The 17181-nt window shown below is 73.3% G+C and carries 16 protein-coding genes, 1 tRNA gene and 1 pseudogene; 6 read left to right on the top strand and 12 right to left on the bottom strand.

Annotation, left to right across the window (positions count from 1 at the left end):
- Positions 1–37: 37 nt before the first annotated feature.
- The 3 genes from VGP36_09515 to VGP36_09505 form a co-directional block, all read right to left on the bottom strand.
- The gene (locus VGP36_09515; GenBank protein HEV7654952.1) at positions 38–259 is read right to left on the bottom strand and encodes a ribbon-helix-helix protein, CopG family; all 222 of its coding nucleotides are present in this window, start codon (positions 257–259) and stop codon (positions 38–40) included.
- An 833-nt stretch (positions 260–1092) separates the two neighbouring features.
- The gene (locus VGP36_09510; protein ID HEV7654951.1) at positions 1093–1392 is read right to left on the bottom strand and encodes a ribbon-helix-helix protein, CopG family; all 300 of its coding nucleotides are present in this window, start codon (positions 1390–1392) and stop codon (positions 1093–1095) included.
- Complete coding sequence (locus tag VGP36_09505) at positions 1380–1529, bottom strand: hypothetical protein (GenBank protein ID HEV7654950.1); 150 nt, start codon at positions 1527–1529, stop codon at positions 1380–1382. Before VGP36_09505 ends, VGP36_09510 begins: the two co-directional genes overlap by 13 nt.
- Positions 1530–1767: 238 nt before the next feature.
- Between VGP36_09505 and VGP36_09500 the strand changes: the two genes are divergently transcribed.
- Positions 1768–2469 (top strand): class I SAM-dependent methyltransferase, encoded by a 702-nt coding sequence (locus tag VGP36_09500; GenBank protein HEV7654949.1) that lies wholly within the window; start codon positions 1768–1770, stop codon positions 2467–2469.
- Positions 2470–2653: 184 nt separating this feature from the next.
- Here the strand turns inward: VGP36_09500 and VGP36_09495 are convergent.
- Positions 2654–2726 (bottom strand) — tRNA-Arg (locus VGP36_09495).
- 705 nt (positions 2727–3431) lie between these two features.
- On the opposite strand from VGP36_09495, the gene VGP36_09490 reads away from it, so the two are divergent.
- Positions 3432–4667: a trypsin-like peptidase domain-containing protein gene (locus VGP36_09490; protein ID HEV7654948.1), complete on the top strand. Its 1236-nt coding sequence runs from the start codon at positions 3432–3434 to the stop codon at positions 4665–4667.
- Positions 4668–4933: 266 nt separating this feature from the next.
- On the opposite strand, the gene VGP36_09485 is transcribed toward VGP36_09490, so the two are convergent.
- The 5 genes and pseudogenes from VGP36_09485 to VGP36_09465 all read right to left on the bottom strand — a co-directional run bounded on the left by VGP36_09485 (position 4934) and on the right by VGP36_09465 (position 9933).
- Positions 4934–5500 carry an excalibur calcium-binding domain-containing protein gene (locus VGP36_09485; protein HEV7654947.1) on the bottom strand — a complete coding sequence of 189 codons (567 nt, stop codon included), beginning with the start codon at positions 5498–5500 and terminating at the stop codon, positions 4934–4936.
- Between the two features lie 139 nt (positions 5501–5639).
- Positions 5640–5776, bottom strand: a pseudogene (locus VGP36_09480) (excalibur calcium-binding domain-containing protein).
- 26 nt (positions 5777–5802) lie between these two features.
- The gene (locus tag VGP36_09475) at positions 5803–6894 is read right to left on the bottom strand and encodes an acetate/propionate family kinase (GenBank protein ID HEV7654946.1); all 1092 of its coding nucleotides are present in this window, start codon (positions 6892–6894) and stop codon (positions 5803–5805) included.
- Positions 6891–9365, bottom strand: a complete 2475-nt coding sequence (locus VGP36_09470) for a phosphoketolase family protein (GenBank protein HEV7654945.1) — start codon at positions 9363–9365, stop codon at positions 6891–6893. Before VGP36_09470 ends, VGP36_09475 begins: the two co-directional genes overlap by 4 nt.
- Positions 9366–9414: 49 nt before the next feature.
- Positions 9415–9933, bottom strand: a complete 519-nt coding sequence (locus tag VGP36_09465) for a universal stress protein (protein HEV7654944.1) — start codon at positions 9931–9933, stop codon at positions 9415–9417.
- A gap of 165 nt (positions 9934–10098) precedes the next feature.
- Here VGP36_09465 and VGP36_09460 point away from each other — a divergent pair, with 165 nt between their 5' ends.
- From VGP36_09460 to VGP36_09450, 3 genes are all read left to right on the top strand, one after another.
- Positions 10099–10584: a universal stress protein gene (locus VGP36_09460; GenBank protein ID HEV7654943.1), complete on the top strand. Its 486-nt coding sequence runs from the start codon at positions 10099–10101 to the stop codon at positions 10582–10584.
- 22 nt (positions 10585–10606) lie between these two features.
- Positions 10607–10843, top strand: coding sequence for an acyl carrier protein (locus VGP36_09455; GenBank protein ID HEV7654942.1), 237 nt, complete (start codon positions 10607–10609; stop codon positions 10841–10843).
- A 63-nt stretch (positions 10844–10906) separates the two neighbouring features.
- Positions 10907–11890: a beta-ketoacyl-ACP synthase 3 gene (locus VGP36_09450; protein HEV7654941.1), complete on the top strand. Its 984-nt coding sequence runs from the start codon at positions 10907–10909 to the stop codon at positions 11888–11890.
- A 3-nt stretch (positions 11891–11893) separates the two neighbouring features.
- Here VGP36_09450 and VGP36_09445 read toward each other — a convergent pair whose 3' ends face one another.
- The 3 genes from VGP36_09445 to VGP36_09435 are packed head-to-tail and all read right to left on the bottom strand — an operon-like array spanning position 11894 to position 14402.
- Complete coding sequence (locus VGP36_09445; protein ID HEV7654940.1) at positions 11894–12421, bottom strand: hypothetical protein; 528 nt, start codon at positions 12419–12421, stop codon at positions 11894–11896.
- A gap of 29 nt (positions 12422–12450) precedes the next feature.
- Positions 12451–13095, bottom strand: a complete 645-nt coding sequence (locus tag VGP36_09440; protein HEV7654939.1) for a response regulator transcription factor — start codon at positions 13093–13095, stop codon at positions 12451–12453.
- A complete protein-coding gene (locus VGP36_09435; protein ID HEV7654938.1) occupies positions 13083–14402 on the bottom strand; it encodes a sensor domain-containing protein in 1320 nt (439 codons plus the stop codon). Before VGP36_09435 ends, VGP36_09440 begins: the two co-directional genes overlap by 13 nt.
- A 179-nt stretch (positions 14403–14581) precedes the next feature.
- Between VGP36_09435 and VGP36_09430 the strand changes: the two genes are divergently transcribed.
- Positions 14582–16762 carry an MMPL family transporter gene (locus tag VGP36_09430; GenBank protein ID HEV7654937.1) on the top strand — a complete coding sequence of 727 codons (2181 nt, stop codon included), beginning with the start codon at positions 14582–14584 and terminating at the stop codon, positions 16760–16762.
- Positions 16763–17181: the final 419 nt, after the last annotated feature.

Genomic DNA, 17181 nt, shown 5'->3' with positions numbered 1-17181 from the left:
AGTCGGACCAGCGCCGACTTGTCGATCAGCCAGGGCGTCAGCGCCACGCCTGGTCCATGACGTCGGGGTCGGCCAGGTCCGCGGTCAGCTCGGCCAACCGCGCCAGATCGGACACCGCCACGGAGGAGCCGGACACGTCGGCGTCCTGGGCGAGCCGGCGGCGCACGTACTCACTCCGCGACAGTCCAAGCCGGATGGCATGGGCGTCGACCGCGGCCACCACGGCATCGGGGACGTCTCGAATCAACATGTCGGCCATGCGACCACCTCCGATATCGTAGGATAGCACTCTCACCGAAGAGCGCTCTCATACCGAACCGAGGGACAGCCGTGAGAAGAAGCGGCCACCCCGATCCCGGTGAAGCCGGCATCCTTCGGCACTTTGTGAGAATGAACGTTGTCCGGTGCGACGCGGATAACCGCCCTCACGTAGAGAGGGGATCCGTCCGCAGCCAATCGCAGACCAACAACACGGCTCGATGTGCGATGCCGCGTCCGCGCCACCTCGGAAACACAGCATAGGAGATGTCAACCTCGCCCGGCCCAGATCCTCTAGTCGCAGATTCGCCTCGACGTTGCCCACGAGCGCGTCGGTATGGGCATCCCGGACGCCGAAGTGGCGACGCGGGCCACCCGTTCTCCACTGTTCGCGATTGGAGTCGATCCAGTACGGCACACGTTCCACTGACCCCGGGCCGCCGGACAGCCACCGGATCTGGTCGCCGTCCTCACCGGCGAGGTGCTCCGCAGCGTCCTCTCCGCTCAGGCACCTCAGGACGATGACGCCGTCGCTCAGGACGGGGGGAGTCGTCGTCGACGCACGGTCGTCGTAGACCGCCCGTGACGCCGTGCGTGCTCACGTAGTCACGGTATCGACCACCCCGACACCGGAGTCGAGCGCTGTGCAGCGGCTCAGACCAGGCAACGCGAACACGAAACCACAGCTCAGCGGGCCTGCGTGCGCCCGGCAGGAATCGAACCTGCGACCAAGTGCTGAGAAGCCATCCCGCGCCCAGCGCCGTGCTGACCGGCCTCTTCGCAGGTCACCGCTGAGCGAGAAGCCATGGTTATCTGCTCGCTCAGCGATCTTCGTCAGCTTGCTTCGAGGTAGCGGTTGATGGCGTCGCGAACGACGTCGCTGACCCTGCGATGGTCTTGGTCGGCGATCCGCTGGATCGCCTCGTAGGTCTCATCGTCGACGCGGAGGTCGACCCGCTTGGAGTGGCCGGCCCGTCCGGACAGGGAGGGTCGGCCGGCGTGGCGGCGGGTCAGGGTGGCGGGGGCAAAGCCGGCCTCGGCTTCCGCGGCCAGGCGCTGCTCGTAGTCGGGGTCGAGGCGGGTTCCCGCCTTGGTGACCACCGGCTCGTCACCGGTCGGCTTCACTGTCGCCATTTCTTCGCCTCCTCGTACAGATCCTGGTAGCCGGCGCGCATGGGCATGGCGTGGATGACCCGCAGTCGTCCGTCGGCCCGCTCCACGCCGACAACCTCCAGCGGCGTGCCTGCCTCGTCGTCGCCGAGGAAGAACACCGCCTCGTCGGGGCGGTCCGCGGCGTAGCCGGTCGGACGAAGTACAGCCCGGCATGGTCCACCACGTGGCGTACCTAACCCCGGGACACCCGGTGCTTCCGCGCCCCGGCCGTCCACGACATCCCGGCGTACTCCACACCGCCGCGATTATGTCGGACAGAATCGGCCTTGTCCACCGTGCTGGAGTGCTGACCGTATCTCGGTGGATGAGGGGCTCGGGTCCTGTGAGGATGGCCGGATGCATGAGTTGTCGGACTTCGTTCGCGCCCCTAACCAGGCCGACGACCCCGGGCTGTACGAGGTGGAGAACGCCGCGATGGACCCGGACGGGGTGCTGGCCGCGGCCCTCTGGTCTGCCGCACCATGGGACGGCCGCGATGTGCTGGATCTCGGCTGCGGAAGCGGCTATTGGCTGTCGTCATACCGGCGACGGGCGAGGTCGGTGCTCGGTGTGGAGCCGGACCGGTCACTGTTGCCGTTGGCCGCGGCCCGCGACGCGTCAATACCGGTAGTACACGGGTCGGCCGAGCACATTCCGGTGCCGGATGCGGCTGTCGACGTGGTCCACGCGCGTTTCGCCTATTTCTTCCCGCCCGATCGCGATGCGGGTCTCGCGGAAGTCATGCGTGTACTCAGGCCCGGTGGAGCCTTGGTGGTCGTCGACAATGACCAGCGCTGGGGCGAATTTGCGGAATTACTCGCGCTGTCACCGTGGGCTGCACCGCAGGGGAAGGCGGAGACAACGGACATGTGGTGGGCCGAACGTGGAGCGGTCCGCCACGAGGTTCACTCCTCGTGGCGCTTTCCGGACCGTGCAGGACTCGAAGCCGTATTGCGTCTGGAGTTCTCTGATGACCTGGCGACCGCTTGGCTGGGCGACCATCCCGGCCGGCATGAGCTGAGCTACGGATACGTGCTCTTCGTCGCGACGAAGCGTTGATTCACTCGCTGTAGATCCAGGCGCGAGAAGCGAACAAGTGGGCCGCCGGGATCCTCCTTACCGCCACGCGCAGCCAGGTCGCGCCTCGCCGAGACAACCAGTGTCTCCGGTTACGTGCTGCTGAGCGCTGTGCAGCGCCGTCTCTCGGCCGCGCGGGCATGGAAGTGCAGGTCAGGGGCGTATGTGCGCCCGGCAGGACTCGAACCTGCGGCCAAGTGCTTAGAAGGCACCTGCTCTATCCACTGAGCTACGGGCGCGGTGAACCGTGGCAGGTTACCGTGGACAGTCCTTACCGATCGGGTGGGGCTGGCCCACCGGGTCACAGGAACCACCCAGGTTACGCACAGGGGCGTCCCATCCGGGCGTCGGAAGGTCGTGTCATGACCGAGACGCCGCGCGGGCCCCACGACCCCCAGCAGGACGACAGCTCCTCCTCTCCGCAGCCCGAGCGGCCTCCGTACGGCGGGGCCGAGTGGCGCCGGCCGGACGCTCCCGCGGTGCCGCCGCGGTTCGGTGGCCAGGCGGAAGCCGCTGGTCAGGGGGATGTCACGGCTCCCGGGGACGGTGCGCGTCGGGACTCGGTTGCGCCGGATGCTGCCGCTGGCGGTCAGGAGAACACCGCGCCGATCGGCGAGCGTTCGACTGGCCAGCAGGGCGCGGTGCCGACCGGCGAATCCTGGGTTGCCGGTCAGCAGGGCGCGGTGCCGAGCGGTGAGTCGTGGGCTGCCGGTCAGCAGAGCACGGTGCCGAGCGGTGAGTCGTGGACTGCCGGTCAGCAGAGTGGTGAGTCGTGGAGTGCCGGCCCGCGGAGCGCGCCGCAGGGCGGTGGCGGCCCGCAGAGCGCGCCGTCGGGCGATGCCGGTCAGTCGGCGTCGCAGGGTGGGGCCGGTCAGCAGAACCCGCCGCCGGGGGAGTGGCGCGGTCAGCCGGCGGCGCCGCAGTACGCACCGCAGTACGCCTCGGTGGGGGCCGGTGGCACCAGCAACTACGGGACGTACGACAACACGCACGGGGCGACCCGGTACGGCGCGTACGCCCCGGGCTATGCCGCCAACGGCGCACCCTGGCCGTACGCGGCACCCGCGCAGCAGGAGACCCCGAAGTCCCGCGGCGCCGGCAAGCGCGTGCTCGCGGTCGCGGCGATCACCGCGGTCCTCGGCGGGCTCGTCGGCGGTGGCACGGTCGCGCTCGTCGACCACAACAACCCGGCCGTCTCCTCCGCCGGGATCACGATCCAGGGGTCCAGCGCGCCGACGGCGGCGACCCAGACCGGCAGCGTCGAGGCGGCCGCGGCGACGGCGATGAAGAGCGTGGTCACCCTGTCCGTCCGCGGGACCCAGGAGGCCGGCACCGGTTCCGGCATCGTCCTGCGGGCCGACGGCTACATCCTCACCAACGAGCACGTCACCGCGGTCGCCGACGGCGGCGGCTCGATCACCGTCGCGTTCTCCGACGGCCGGACCGCGACCGCGACACTGGTCGGCGCGGACAAGGAGACCGACCTGGCCGTGGTCAAGGTCAACATGACGGGCCTCACCGCGGCGACGTTCGCCGACTCGAACGCGATCAAGGTCGGCCAGACCGTGGTCGCGGTCGGCTCGCCGCTCGGCCTCAACGGCACCGTCACCGAGGGGATCGTCAGCGCGCTGCACCGTCCGACCAGCGGTGCGTCCGACGGTTCGGCCGTCATCGACGCGATCCAGACCGACGCGGCGATCAATCCGGGCAACTCCGGCGGCGCGCTGGTCGACCTGGCCGGCCGGGTCGTCGGCATCAACCAGTCGATCGCGACCGCCAGCTCCAGCGGCCAGGGGCAGGGCGGCGAGGCCGGCAACATCGGCATCGGGTTCGCCATCCCGTCCGACACCGCGGCCCGGATCTCCAGCGAGCTGATCACCTCGGGCAAGGCCACCCACGCCGTGCTGGGCGTGCAGACGCAGACCGCGACAGCCGCGGACCAGCAGACCGCGATCGGGGCCACGATCGCGACGGTCCAGTCCGGCAGCGCCGCCGCCTCCGCCGGGCTCAAGGCCGGCGATGTCGTCACCAAGGTGAACGACCACGTCATCGGCGAGTCCACGGACCTGGCCGCGACGATCCGCTCCTTCGCCCCCGGCTCCAAGGTGACGCTGACCGTCAAGCGGGGCACCGCCTCGCAGACGCTGACCGTGACGCTCGGGTCCGACGCGGGGAACTGACCACCGGAAGAGGAGTGGTGGGGACGGCACCCGACCAGCCGTCCCCACCACTTCGCCCAGTCCCGGGCCGGCGCACCCCGAGCGGGGCGCGCCGGCCCTCTGCCGTCCGGCGCCCGCACGGGTGCCGCCGGGGCGGATCGCCGGACCCGGAGGCCGGCGCGTACGGGACGTTGGTCGGCACCGGGTTGGCGGGCAAGCTGCCGGCCAACCCGGCGCCTGGGTCGACCGGCGGTGCCGTCGCCGGTCTGGTACGGGTGCGGGGAGGATCAGCCGGTGAGGGGATCAGCCGGCTCGGTCGGTGCCACGGTCTCGGTCGGCGTCGCGGTGGGCGGCAGCGTCGTCGGCGGCCCCGCGGTCGGGCCGACCGGCGGGACCGTGACCGGCGGAACCCCGGTCGGCCCGGCCGTCGGGCTGGGCGGCCCGGGCACCGGCGCGTCGCAGGCGACCCCGTCCCCGTCGCGGTCCAGCGCCGTGCGGTACCCGGGCCGGCCCCGCCGGATCGGTGCCGCGCCGGCCGCCTCGGCCGCTGCGCAGTCCGCGTAGAACGCGGCCGCGCTGGCACTGGGCGTGGGTGTCGGGGTCGTGCTCGGCGACGGCTGCGGGATCCGGTATGTCGGGATCGTGACGGTCGGGTTGCCCGGGTCCGGTCGGACCGCGACCCCGGGCACCGACGGCGTCCGCCCGGTGCCCTGCTCGAGCGCGTCGGCCAGGCCACGCCCGTCGGCCGCAGCCGGCCGGGACTCGTGGGTGACGGCGCCGAGCACCGCGAACATCACGAACACCGCGCCGGCGCTGGCCCAGACCTGCCAGGGCCGGCTCCGTGCCCACTGCATTCCGTGTGACACCAGGTCCCGGCCCGGAGGCCGGTCCGTACTGCTCACTGCAATCTTCTCCCCGTGTGGACCGTCCATGATCGGACTTCGGGAGGATAGGGATCCGCGCGGTCACGCGGGCCCGTTTTCGCGAAATTGATCAGGTCTCGCAGGCGACGCCGTCGCCTCCCCGTCGAGTCCGGCCCGGTGGCTCGGGTCGCCCCGGCACAGCGGGGCCGCACCCGCCGCACGGGCCGCGGCGCAGTTGGCGTAGTACACGTCCGCCGGCGGCGCGGGCGGGAGCGGCGGTGCGGGGGCCGGAATCAGCCGAGTAGCCGCGAGACCTGGGCCGCGATCTCCAGGTCCTCGCGGGCGGTGACGACCGCGACGGAGGCGGGTACGCCCGGGGCGGACACGTTCGCGTCGCCCCGGGCGGCCTCGTTCTGGCCCGGGTTGACGGCCAGGCCGAGGTACTCCAGCCCGGCCACCGCGCCCTCCCGGACCGCCGGCGCCCGCTCGCCGACGCCGCCGGTGAACGAGACCGCGTCCACCCCGGACATCGACGCCGCCATCGCCGCGATCGCCGCCTTGAGCCGGTGCACGTAGACCTCGAACGCGAGCCGCGCCTCCTGGTCGTCCGTGGACATGCGGGACAGGACCTCGCGCATGTCCGCGGTGCCGGCCAGCCCGAGCAGGCCCGAGTGCCGCTCGAGCCCGTCGGAGACCTCGTCGGCGGACAGCCCGCGCTGCCGCTGCAGCCAGAGCACCAGTCCCGGGTCGACGGAGCCGGACCGGGTCGCCATCACGACGCCCTCCAGCGGCGTGAAGCCCATCGTGGTGTCCACCGACCGTCCGGAGTGGACGGCGCACAGCGACGCGCCGGCGCCGAGGTGGCAACTGACCAGCCGCAGGTCCTCGACCGGGCGGCCGAGGATCTCCGCGGCCCGGCGGGCGGAGTACGCGTGGGACAGGCCGTGGAAGCCGTACCGGCGCACGCCGAGCGAGCGCCAGGCCGCCGGGACCGCGTACGTGGTCGCGGCCGCCGGCATCGTCGCGTGGAACGCGGTGTCGAAGCAGCCGATCGAGGGCACCGACGGCAGCGCCGACCGGACCGCGTCCAACCCGGCCAGCGAGGCCGGCAGGTGCAGCGGGGCCAGCTCGACCACGGCCTCCAGCGCCGACCGGACCTTGTCGTCGACGACCACCGGGGCGGTGAAGTCCGGGCCGCCGTGCACGATCCGGTGCCCGGCGGCGTCCACTCCGGACTCTCCGGCCAGCGCGGCGATCGCGTCCGACCAGTCCGAGTCGTCCAGTGTGGACGGTGCGCCGAGGTCGGTGGAACCGGCGAGCTCGCCCTCGTCGAGCAACCGCAGCTTGACCGAGCTGGAGCCGGTGTTGACGACCAGCACCCTCATTGGATCGGCCGCAGGTTGTCGTCCCCGGTGTCCTCGACCAGTCCGGACACGCTGCCGACGCGCTCGCCGGCCGCGTTGTACGGCCAGGACCAGCCGCTGACCTCGGGCGGGTCCTCGCCGTGCTCGCGGGTCCAGGCCCGGGCCGAGAGCCGGGCGTCGGCCATCTGCTGGCGCAGCCCGGCCTCGCGCTCGGCCAGCCCCGGGACCCGGTCGATGACGTCCATGACGAGCCGGAACCGGTCCAGGTCGTTGAGCATCACCATGTCGAACGGGGTCGTGGTGGTGCCCTCCTCCTTGAACCCCCGGACGTGCAGGTTGTCGTGGTTGGCCCGCCGGTACGTCAGCCGGTGGATCAGCGCCGGGTAGCCGTGGTAGGCGAAGATCACCGGCCGGTCGACGGTGAACAGGGTGTCGAACTCGTGATCCGTCATCCCGTGCGGGTGCTCGTTCTCCGGCTGCAGTCGCATCAGGTCCACGACGTTGACCAGCCGGACCTTCAGCTGCGGCAGGTGCTGCCGGATCAGGTCGACCGCGGCCAGCGCCTCCAGCGTCGGGCTGTTGCCGGCGCAGGCCAGCACGACGTCGGGGAGGTCGCCGGCGTCGTTGGAGGCCCACTGCCAGATGCCCGCGCCCCGGGTGCAGTGCGCGACCGCGGCCTCCATGTCGAGGAAGTTCAGCGCGGGCTGCTTGCCCGCCACCACGACGTTGACGTAGTTACGGCTGCGCAGGCAGTGGTCGTACGTGGACAGCAGCGTGTTGGCGTCCGGCGGCAGGTAGACCCGGACGACCGTGGCCTTCTTGTTGAGCACGTGGTCGATGAACCCGGGGTCCTGGTGGGAGAAGCCGTTGTGGTCCTGCCGCCAGACGTGACTGGACAGCAGGTAGTTCAGCGACGAGATCGGCCGCCGCCAGGGAATGGACTCAGTGGACTCCAGCCACTTCGCGTGCTGGTTGAACATCGAGTCGATGATGTGGATGAAGGCCTCGTAGCAGTTGAACAGCCCGTGCCGTCCGGTGAGCAGGTAGCCCTCCAGCCAGCCCTGGCAGAGATGCTCGGACAGGACCTCCATGACCCGCCCGCGCGGCGCGAGGTGCTCGTCGGTCGGCAGGATCGGCGGCTGCCAGACCCGGTCGGTCGCCTCGAACACCGGGGTGAGCCGGTTCGACGCGGTCTCGTCCGGGCCCATCAGCCGGAACGTCGTGGGGTTGTCCCTGATCACGTCCCGCAGCCAGGTGCCGAGCACCTCGGTCGCCTCGGACTGCCCCCGGCCCGGCTCGGGAACGTCCACCGCATAGTCCTGGAAGTCCGGCAGGCGGAGGTCGGCGAGCAGTTCGCCGCCGTTGGCGTGTGGGTTGGCGCTCATCCGCCGGCTGCCCTCCGGCGCTGTCCCGGCGATGTCCGGCCGCAGCCGGCCGTCGCCGTCGAACAGCTCCTCCGGCCGGTACGAGCGCATCCACTCCTCCAGCTGGGCCAGGTGCTCCGGCCGCTTCCGGAGCTCGGCCAGCGGGACCTGGTGGGCCCGGAAGGTGCCCTCGACCTGGACGCCGTCGACCTCGCGCGGCCCGGTCCAGCCCTTGGGTGTCCGCAGCACCAGCATCGGCCACTGTGGACGGTCGGTGCTGCGCCCGGACCGCGCGTCGGCCTGGATCTGGGCGATCCGGTCCAGGATCTGATCCAGCGTGGACGCCATCCGGGCGTGCACCGCGAGGTGGTCGTCGTCCAGTCCGGCCTCGACCACGTACGGCTGGTAGCCGTAGCCGCGCATGAGGTCCAGCAGCTCCGGCTCCGGGATCCGGGCCAGCACGGTCGGGTTGGCGATCTTGTAGCCGTTGAGGTGCAGGATCGGCAGCACCGCGCCGTCGCCGACCGGGTCGAGGAACTTGTTCGAGTGCCAGGACGCGGCCAGCGGGCCGGTCTCGGCCTCGCCGTCGCCGATCACGCAGGCGACCAGCAGATCCGGGTTGTCGAACGCGGCGCCGTACGCGTGCATGAGCGAGTAGCCGAGCTCGCCGCCCTCGTTGATCGAGCCGGGCGTCTCCGGCGCGGCGTGGCTGGGGATGCCGCCGGGGTAGGAGAACTGCTTGAACAGCTGGCCCATGCCCTCGGTGTCCTCGCTGACCGCCGAGTACAGCTCGCTGTAGGTGCCCTCCAGGTACGCCGCGGCGACCACGCCGGGGCCGCCGTGCCCGGGCCCGGTCACGTAGAGCGCGTCCAGGTCCCGGTCCACGATGGCCCGGTTGAGGTGGGCCCAGAGGAAGGTCAGCCCGGGCGTGGTGCCCCAGTGCCCGAGCAGCCGCGGTTTCACCTGGTCCAGCTGCAGCGGCTCGCGCAGCAGCGGGTTCGCGCGCAGGTAGATCTGCCCGACGGACAGGTAGTTGGCGGCGCGCCACCAGGCGTCGAGCAGCCGGAGCCGCTCCGTGCCGGTGCCATCGGCGGTGGTCGCGGGGGCGGCCGAGAAGCCGGTCGTCACGGGTCCTCCCGAGGGTTCGGTCCCGGTCAGCCTTCCCCGCGGACGCGATCTACACCAGGGTCGGGGGTGCTTCGTCACCCGCCGGCCGCGCTCCGGCCGCCCAGACCTGGTCGCCGACGGTCGGCAGCACCACGACCGGGCACGGGGCCTGGCGCAGGCACGACAGCGTCGTCGGCCCCGGCCCCGACTCGAACGGCTGGCCCGGCGCCTCGGGCGACCGGGTCGCGACCACGAGCAGCTCGGCGCGGCGGGCCTGGCTCAGCAGCGACGGCACCACGGCCCGGTCGTCGACGACCTCCTCCACCGGCACCGGCGGGGCGGCTCCGAACGCCGTCCGGACCGCCGCCGAGAGCAGCTCGGCCGCCCGCCGCGCGCTCTCGTCCGGGTCCGAGCAGGCAGTGCCCACCGGCGCGTACGACGCCGGGCGCAGCACGCTGCCCCACGCGTGCACGGCCACCAGCGCGGCGTCACGGCTGAGCGCCTCGCTCGCCGCCCAGCGCAGCGCAGCGATCGTGCGCGGCGCGCCGTCCACTCCGACCACGACCCTGCGGATGGTCCGCGGATGCATCGTTGCGTCCTCCTCGCGGACCCGCGCGGGCCCACAGCCGGGACTGGTACCCCGGGCGAGGGAAGCATCCCACTCCGAGGGCATGATCAGGAGGGCGCCCCGGAGGGTAAACGGACAACGTTACGTTTCTTTCAGCGATCCCCCTGGATCTCCGCGGAGGTAGCGATGGACGGCGCGCCCGCCTACGGGCAGATCGTCGTCGGCGTCGACGGCTCACCCCAGTCCCGCGCCGCCCTGGTCTGGGGCGCCCGGGAGGCCGGGATCCGGGGCTGCTCGCTGGCGGTGGTCTACGGCTGGCAGGTCAAGGGCGAACCCCGGCCGCCGGGCGAGTGGGGCGGCGTCGCCCCGCCGATCGAGGCCTACCAGGAGCAGGCCCAGCGCCGGCTCCAGGCGATCGTCGACGAGGTGCTGCCGGGCGGCGCGCAGTGTGAGCTGACCGTGCACGCCATGCACAAGCCGGCCGGCCGGGCCCTGCTCACCTTCTGCGGCGAGGCGGACCTGCTCGTCATCGGGGCCAAGGACCACGGCAGGCTGGCCGGGTGGCTCGTCGGCTCCACCCACGACGACGCCCTGAAGAACGCGACCTGCACCGTGGTGGTGGTCCGGTCGCCCGTCGAGGGCGAGCCGGCCGAGGGCGAGGAGGACGGATGAGCTCAGCGGAGGAGGACGGCGGATGAGCCGGACGGAGGAGGTGCGTACGGCGGTGGCCGAGCATCTCGGCATCGAGCCGGCGCTGCTGCGGGACCAGGCGTCGCTGTCGCAGGACCTGGGGCTGGACTCGCTGGCCGGGATCGAGCTGGCGACCGCGCTGGAGGACCGGTTCGCGTTGCGGATCACCGACGACGAGCTGGCCGGTCTGCGGACGTACGGGGAGCTGGAACGGCTGGTGCTGCGCAAGGTGGCGGCCTAGGTCCGGACGGACGCCGCTGCCCCCGTTTGCGTGCCCGGTCCTCGGCGAGCGATCCTGGACCCGATGGCTGCGTCCGTGCTCCCGGTAATCCTCGGCCTCGGTGCCTACCGCCCGTCCCGCTGCGTCCCGAACGCGGAGATCGTCGCCGCGATCGACTCCAGCGACGAGTGGATCGTGTCCCGCTCCGGCATCCACAGCCGGTACGTCGCCGGGCCCGACGAGGGCCTGGAGGACATGGCCGCGGCCGCGGCCGGCAAGGCGCTGGGTGAGGCCGGCCTGGTCGCGGACGACGTCGGGCTGGTGCTCGTCACCACGATGAGCAACCTGCGCCAGGCCCCGCCGCTGGCCGCCGGCGTCGCGTTCAAGATCGGTGCGAGCGGGGCCGGGGCGCTGGACACCGGCGGCGGCTGCGCGGGGTTCTCCTACACCCTCGCGCTCGCGGCCGACGCGGTCCGGGCCGGCTCCGCCCGCTACGTCGTCGTGGTCGGTGTCGAGCGGATGACCGACATCGTCGACCCGACCGACCGGGGCACCGCGTTCATCTTCGGCGACGGCGCGGGTGCGGTCGTCGTCGGACCCGGGGCCGCGGACGGGATCGGCCCGGTGCGCTGGGGTTCGGACGGGTCGAAGGCGGCGGCGATCTCCCAGCCGTACTCCTGGGCGGCGCTGAAGGACAACCCGGCGACGCCGTGGCCGGCGTTGCGGATGGCCGGCCAGGAGGTGTTCCGCTGGGCCGTCACCGCGCTCGCCCCGGTCGCGGCCGACGCGGTCGCGCGGGCGGGGCTGACGCTCGCGGACATCGAGGTGTTCGTGCCGCACCAGGCCAACATGCGGATCACCGACGCGCTGGTACGCGGCATCGGGCTCGGACCGGAGGTGGTCGTGGCGCGGGAGATCGCGACCGCCGGAAACACGTCCTCGGCCTCGATCCCGCTGGCGATGCAGCAGCTGCTGGCCTCCGGGCAGGCGCGCAGCGGGCAGCGGGCGCTGCTGATGGGCTTCGGCGCAGGCCTCCTCTACGCCGCCCAGGTCGTCCGCCTGCCCTGACCCTCAGCCGGTCCGGATCCAGGTCTCGGCCGTGGCCAGGAACGCGGTCGAGGATTCGCCGTCGACCTCGGGTGCGCCCGGCACCGCTGTCCCGGCGACCGTGATCCGGGCCGTCCGGCAGGGTGCGTACACGTTGGACAGCGTGTATTCGGCCGCGCCCATCCGCAGGCCGGCCTGGGTGAACGGGCGCCGGTCGAGGACGTGCTCGATCTCGACGGTGACGTCCGCGGCCTTGGCGGTCAGCCCGTGGCCGAGGTCGAGGTCCATCTCGACGTCCGCGCGCTCCGGCGGCGCCGGCTCCCAGGGCAGGCCGCCGACCTCGCCGAAGTGCCGGACGAACTCCTCCGCCAGCCACTCCGAGAGCCCCGGGTCGGGCCCGAGCAGGCGGACCCGGCCGTCGTGCCAGAGCACCAGCGCCCGGCCGGAGCCGCGCTCGGACCACTCGACCTGCCAGACGGAGGCGAACGCGGTCACCGCGCCGTCCGCCCGCAGCAGCACACCCGGGTTGGCACCGGTCAGCACGAGGCTCATGGGACCGGTCTCCCCGCCCTGCCGCCGGCCTAACGGCCGTCGAGGTAGGAGAGGACGGCCAGGACGCGGCGGTGGTCGGTGTCGGCCGGGGCCAGGCCGAGCTTGGTGAAGATGCTGCTCACGTGCTTCTCCACCGCGCCGTCGGTGACGACCATGGCGGCCGCGATGGCGCCGTTGGAGCGGCCCTCGGCCATGAGCTTGAGGACCTCCTGCTCGCGCGGGGTCAGCGCGTCCAGCGGCCGGCGCCGGCCCCGCAGCAGCAGCTGGGAGACGACCTCGGGGTCGAGCGCGGCCCCGCCCTCGCCGACCCGGCGCAGCGCCGCGACGAACTCGTCCACGTCCGCGACCCGGTCCTTGAGCAGGTAGCCGACGCCCTTGGTGTCGCCGGCGAGCAGCTCCGTCGCGTACCGCTCCTCGACGTACTGGGACAGGACGAGGACAGCGGTGGCGGGCCAGCGCTTGCGGATCACCAGCGCCGCCCGCAGGCCCTCGTCGGTGTGGGTCGGCGGCATCCGGACGTCGGCGACGACCACGTCGGGGGTGTGGTCGGCGACCGAGCGCAGCAGCTGCTCGCCGTCGGCGACGGCCTCGACCACGTCGAAGCCGGCCTCGTCCAGCAGCCGGGCCAGGCCCTCCCGCAGCAGCACCGAGTCCTCGGCGATCACGACGCGCACGGGAGCTCCACGGTCAGGACGGTCGGGCCGCCGGCGGGACTGTCCACATGCAATCGGCCGTCCACACCGGACACCCGGTCGGCCAGGCCGCGCAGGCCGGTGCCCAGGCGCGGGTCGGCACCGCCGATCCCGTCGTCGGTCACCACCACCCGCAGCTGCCCGTCCAGCCGCCGGACGACGACCGCGGCCCGGGTGGCCTGCGAGTGCTTGGCCACGTTCGTCAGCGCCTCGGCGACCACGAAGTAGGCGATCGCGTCGACCACCGGGACCGCCCTGTCGCCCGCGGCCGGGTCGACCTCGACCACCACCGGGATCGGCGCCCGGGCCGCGAGCCCGGACAGGGCCGCGTCCAGGCCGCGGTCGGTGAGCACGGCCGGGTGCAGCCCGCGGGCCAGGTCGCGCAGCTCCGCCAGCGCCAGCTTGGCCTCGGAGTGGGCCTCGTCGAGCAGCTTGCGGGCGCCTTCCGGGTCGGTGCCGAATCGCGACCTGGCCCGGCCGAGCTGCATGGCCAGCGCGACCAGCCGCTGCTGGGCGCCGTCGTGCAGGTCGCGCTCGATCCGGCGCCGCTCCTCCTCGGCCGAGACGACCACCGCGGCCCGGCTGCGCTCCAGCTCGCCGACCCGGGCGGACAGGTCCGGCCCGAGCAGCCGGCGGGCCAGCGCGACGTCGGAGATGCCGAGCAGCCGCACCATCAGCGGCGCGTTCAGCAGCAGGACCACGCCGATCACGAAGACCAGGACGGTCATCCACCAGGTCCGGACCGTGAACAGCCAGAGGTTGGCGCCGCCGTGAGGCAGCGACCAGTTGTAGATCGGCAGGGTCAGCGCGCCCAGCGGCAGCAGCCAGGCCGCCACCACCAGCACGACCTGGACGGCCGAGAGCGGGAACCGCAGCAGGTGGTAGCCGGCCTCCCGCCAGCTGGCCGGGGTCCGGACCCAGGTCCGGAACCGCTCCACCGCGCTCGTCTCCGGTGCCCTGGCCGGGTACGGATCGGGGATGTCGACGCCGAGCACGAGCCGGTAGCGCCCGCGCTCCAGCCGCCCGAACCGGCGGCACAGGAACAGCGCCACGGCCAGGATCGGCAGGCCGACCATGAACAGCGGCGTGAGCGCCAGGGCCAGCGGGATCATCCAGCCGAGCAGGACGAACGAGAGCAGCCCCGTCCAGAGCCCGATCAGCAGGTTCACCGTGGTCAGCCAGGCGTCCGCGGGTCGCCCGAGGGCAGCGCGCGGCGGCGGGGCGGTCGCCTCGACCACCTCCGTCCTCGCCGTACCCGGCTCGACCTGCACCACGTCAGCCTCCTCCACCAGCGGTCCGTACGGGCTCCACCGTAGGGATCCTGGCCCACTTTGCCGATCGGGACAGCCGCCCGATCCGGGTGTGGATAACCCCACCCCGGAAAGGGGTGGTCGCCCGGCAGACCCGGACCCGACCCGGCGGCCAGGCTCGGCGCCGACAGCGAGGCAGCGGCGAAGGGAACGGACCAGTGGCCAGCAGGAGCCCGGGCAGGGTCGTACGGATCGCACGGTGGAGCGCGGAGCACCGCTGGCGCGCGGTGCTCGGCTGGATCGCGTTCGTGGTCGTGTGCGTGGGCATCGGCGGGATCGCCGGCACCGCGACGCAGACCGACACGGACCAGGCCGTCGGGGAGTGGGGCCGGGCCGAGCGGATGATCGAAGCCGGCCACTTCGACGACCCGGCGGTGGAGAACGTCCTCATCACCGCCCGGTCGGGCCGGCTGGACGCCGACGCGGCGTCGGCGGCGGCGACCGAGGCGGCCGGGCGGCTGCACGGGCTGTCGCAGGTCGCGTCCGTGTCCGCGCCCGTCACCGCGCCGGGCGGCAAGGCCGTGCTGGTCCGGGCGGCGATGACCGGCGCTGCTGACGACGCCGGCACGAACGTCCAGCCGCTGCTGGACGCGACCGCCGCGGTCCAGGCCGCGCACCCCGACCTGCGGGTCGAGGAGGTCGGCGGCGGCACGATCGACAAGGCCCTGGACAAGACGTACGGGGAGGACTTCCAGCGGGCCGAGGTGCTGAGCCTGCCGGTCACGCTGGTGATCCTCATCGTGGCCTTCGGCGCGCTGCTGGCCGCGGCGGTGCCGGTGCTGCTGGCGCTGACCTCGGTGGCCGCGGCGATGGGGCTGTCCGCGCTGTCCTCGCACCTGCTGCCGGTCACCGACACGACCGCGAGCGTGGTGCTGCTGATCGGGATGGCCGTCGGGGTCGACTACTCGCTGTTCTACGTCCGGCGGGCGCGGGAGGAACGGGCCCGGGGCCGTACGGCGCTGGACGCGGTCGAGATCGCCGCCGCCACCTCGGGCCGGGCCGTGGTCATCTCCGGCTGCACGGTCGCGGTCGCGATGGCCGGCATGTTCCTGTCCGGCAGCGTGATCTTCTCCTCGCTCGCGCTCGGCGCGATCCTCGTGGTCGCGGTGTCCGTGCTCGGCTCGATCACCGTGCTGCCGGCCGTGCTGGCCGGGCTCGGGCGCTGGGTCGACCGGCCGCGGGTGCCGTTCCTGCACCGGCTGACGATGCGGCCGGGCCGGGCGCCGCGGCTGTGGCCGGCGCTGCTGCGCCCGACGCTGCGCCGTCCCGCGCTCGCCCTCGGGGTCGGGGCGGGCGCGCTGCTCCTGCTCGCGCTGCCGGCGCTGGGGATGAAGACCAGCCTGACCGGCGTGGCCGACCTGCCCCGCTCGATCCCGGCGCTGCAGACCTACGACCGGCTCACCGCGGCGTTCCCGAGCGAGGGCGCGTCCGACGTGGTCGTGGTCCGCGGCCCGGATGCGGCCGCGGTCCGGACCGCGCTGCTCGACCTGAACGGCCGGGCCGCCGCCGACCCGCACTTCGCGCCCGGCCCGCAGCCGGATCTGGACGTCTCGCCGGACGGGTCGACGAGCCGGCTCACCCTGCACGTCCGCGCGGACGCCGAGTCGGCCGCGGCCAAGGAGGCGCTGACGCTGGTCCGGACCCAGTTCGTCCCGGCGACGGTCGGCCGGGTGCCCGGCGCGAGCGTGGCCGTCGGCGGCGACACCGCGGCCTCGGTCGACTTCTCGAGGTCGCTGTCCGACCGGCTGCCGTTGGTGGTCGGCTTCGTGCTCGGGCTGACGTTCCTGCTGGTGCTGTGGACGTTCCGGTCGGTGGTGGTGGCGGCGACCGCGATCGTGCTCAACCTGCTCTCGGTCGGGGCCGCGTACGGGCTGATGGTGGCGGTGTTCCAGCACACCTGGGCCGAGGGCCTGCTCGGGTTCCGGTCCAACGGGACGATCGTGGCCTGGTTGCCGATGTTCCTGTTCGTGGTGCTGTTCGGGCTCTCGATGGACTACCACGTGTTCGTGGTCAGCCGGATCCGGGAGCTGGCGCTGCGCGGGGTGCCGACCCGGGACGCCGTACGGCAGGGGATCGTGGGCTCGGCCGGCGCGGTCACCAGCGCCGCCGTCGTCATGGTCGCGGTGTTCTCGATCTTCGGCACGCTGAGCGGGCTGGAGTTCAAGCAGATGGGCGTCGGACTGGCGGCCGCGGTGCTGCTGGACGCGACGCTGGTCCGGGCGGTGCTGCTGCCGGCGGCGATGACGCTGCTGGGCAAGTGGAACTGGTGGGCGCCGGCGCTGCTGCGGCGCAACCAGGCCCTCCCGGAGGACACCCCGGGCGAGCTCGTCCGCGTCTGAGCTCGTTCCTCGGCCCCGCCCGGCATCCTGCCGGGCGGGGCCGTTCGACGTCCCGCGCGGGTCGGGCTTCGGCGTCCCGCGCCGGGCGGGCCTTGGCGTCCCGCGCGGGTCGGGCCTTGGCGTCCCGCGCGGGTCGGGCTTCGGCGTCCCGCGCCGGGCGGGCCGTGGCGTCCCGCGTGGGTCGGGCTTCGGCGTCCCGCGCCGGGCGGGCCTTGGCGTCCCGCGTGGGTCGGGCTTCGGCGTCCCGCGCCGGGCGGGCCCTCGGCGCGGGCGGGTGCTCAGGCGGGAGTCGTGCCGGCGGGGGTGAGGAGCCAGGCGCCGGTGGTCTGCTCGGCCGTGACGAGGTCGAGGACCGCGGCGCCGACCTGCTCGGCCGTCAGCAGCGGACCCCGCCCGGCCAGGAAGGCCTCGACGTCGAC

The sequence above is a fragment of the Mycobacteriales bacterium genome (assembly GCA_035995165.1).
Taxonomy (GTDB): domain Bacteria; phylum Actinomycetota; class Actinomycetes; order Mycobacteriales; family CADCTP01; genus CADCTP01.
This window is presented reverse-complemented; position numbering and strand designations above follow the sequence as displayed.

Excerpts from the sequence above, each read along its gene's own strand:
- VGP36_09445 (HEV7654940.1), bottom strand. The coding sequence starts at position 12,421 with ATGAGCCTCGTGCTGACCGGTGCCAACCCGGGTGTGCTGCTGCGGGCG.
- VGP36_09460 (HEV7654943.1), top strand. The coding sequence starts at position 10,099 with ATGGACGGCGCGCCCGCCTACGGGCAGATCGTCGTCGGCGTCGACGGC.
- VGP36_09475 (HEV7654946.1), bottom strand. The coding sequence starts at position 6,894 with ATGAGGGTGCTGGTCGTCAACACCGGCTCCAGCTCGGTCAAGCTGCGG.
- VGP36_09465 (HEV7654944.1), bottom strand. The coding sequence starts at position 9,933 with ATGCATCCGCGGACCATCCGCAGGGTCGTGGTCGGAGTGGACGGCGCG.
- VGP36_09450 (HEV7654941.1), top strand. The coding sequence starts at position 10,907 with ATGGCTGCGTCCGTGCTCCCGGTAATCCTCGGCCTCGGTGCCTACCGC.
- VGP36_09500 (HEV7654949.1), top strand. The coding sequence starts at position 1,768 with ATGCATGAGTTGTCGGACTTCGTTCGCGCCCCTAACCAGGCCGACGAC.
- VGP36_09510 (HEV7654951.1), bottom strand. The coding sequence starts at position 1,392 with ATGGCGACAGTGAAGCCGACCGGTGACGAGCCGGTGGTCACCAAGGCG.
- VGP36_09485 (HEV7654947.1), bottom strand. The coding sequence starts at position 5,500 with ATGCAGTGGGCACGGAGCCGGCCCTGGCAGGTCTGGGCCAGCGCCGGC.
- VGP36_09515 (HEV7654952.1), bottom strand. The coding sequence starts at position 259 with ATGGCCGACATGTTGATTCGAGACGTCCCCGATGCCGTGGTGGCCGCG.
- VGP36_09455 (HEV7654942.1), top strand. The coding sequence starts at position 10,607 with ATGAGCCGGACGGAGGAGGTGCGTACGGCGGTGGCCGAGCATCTCGGC.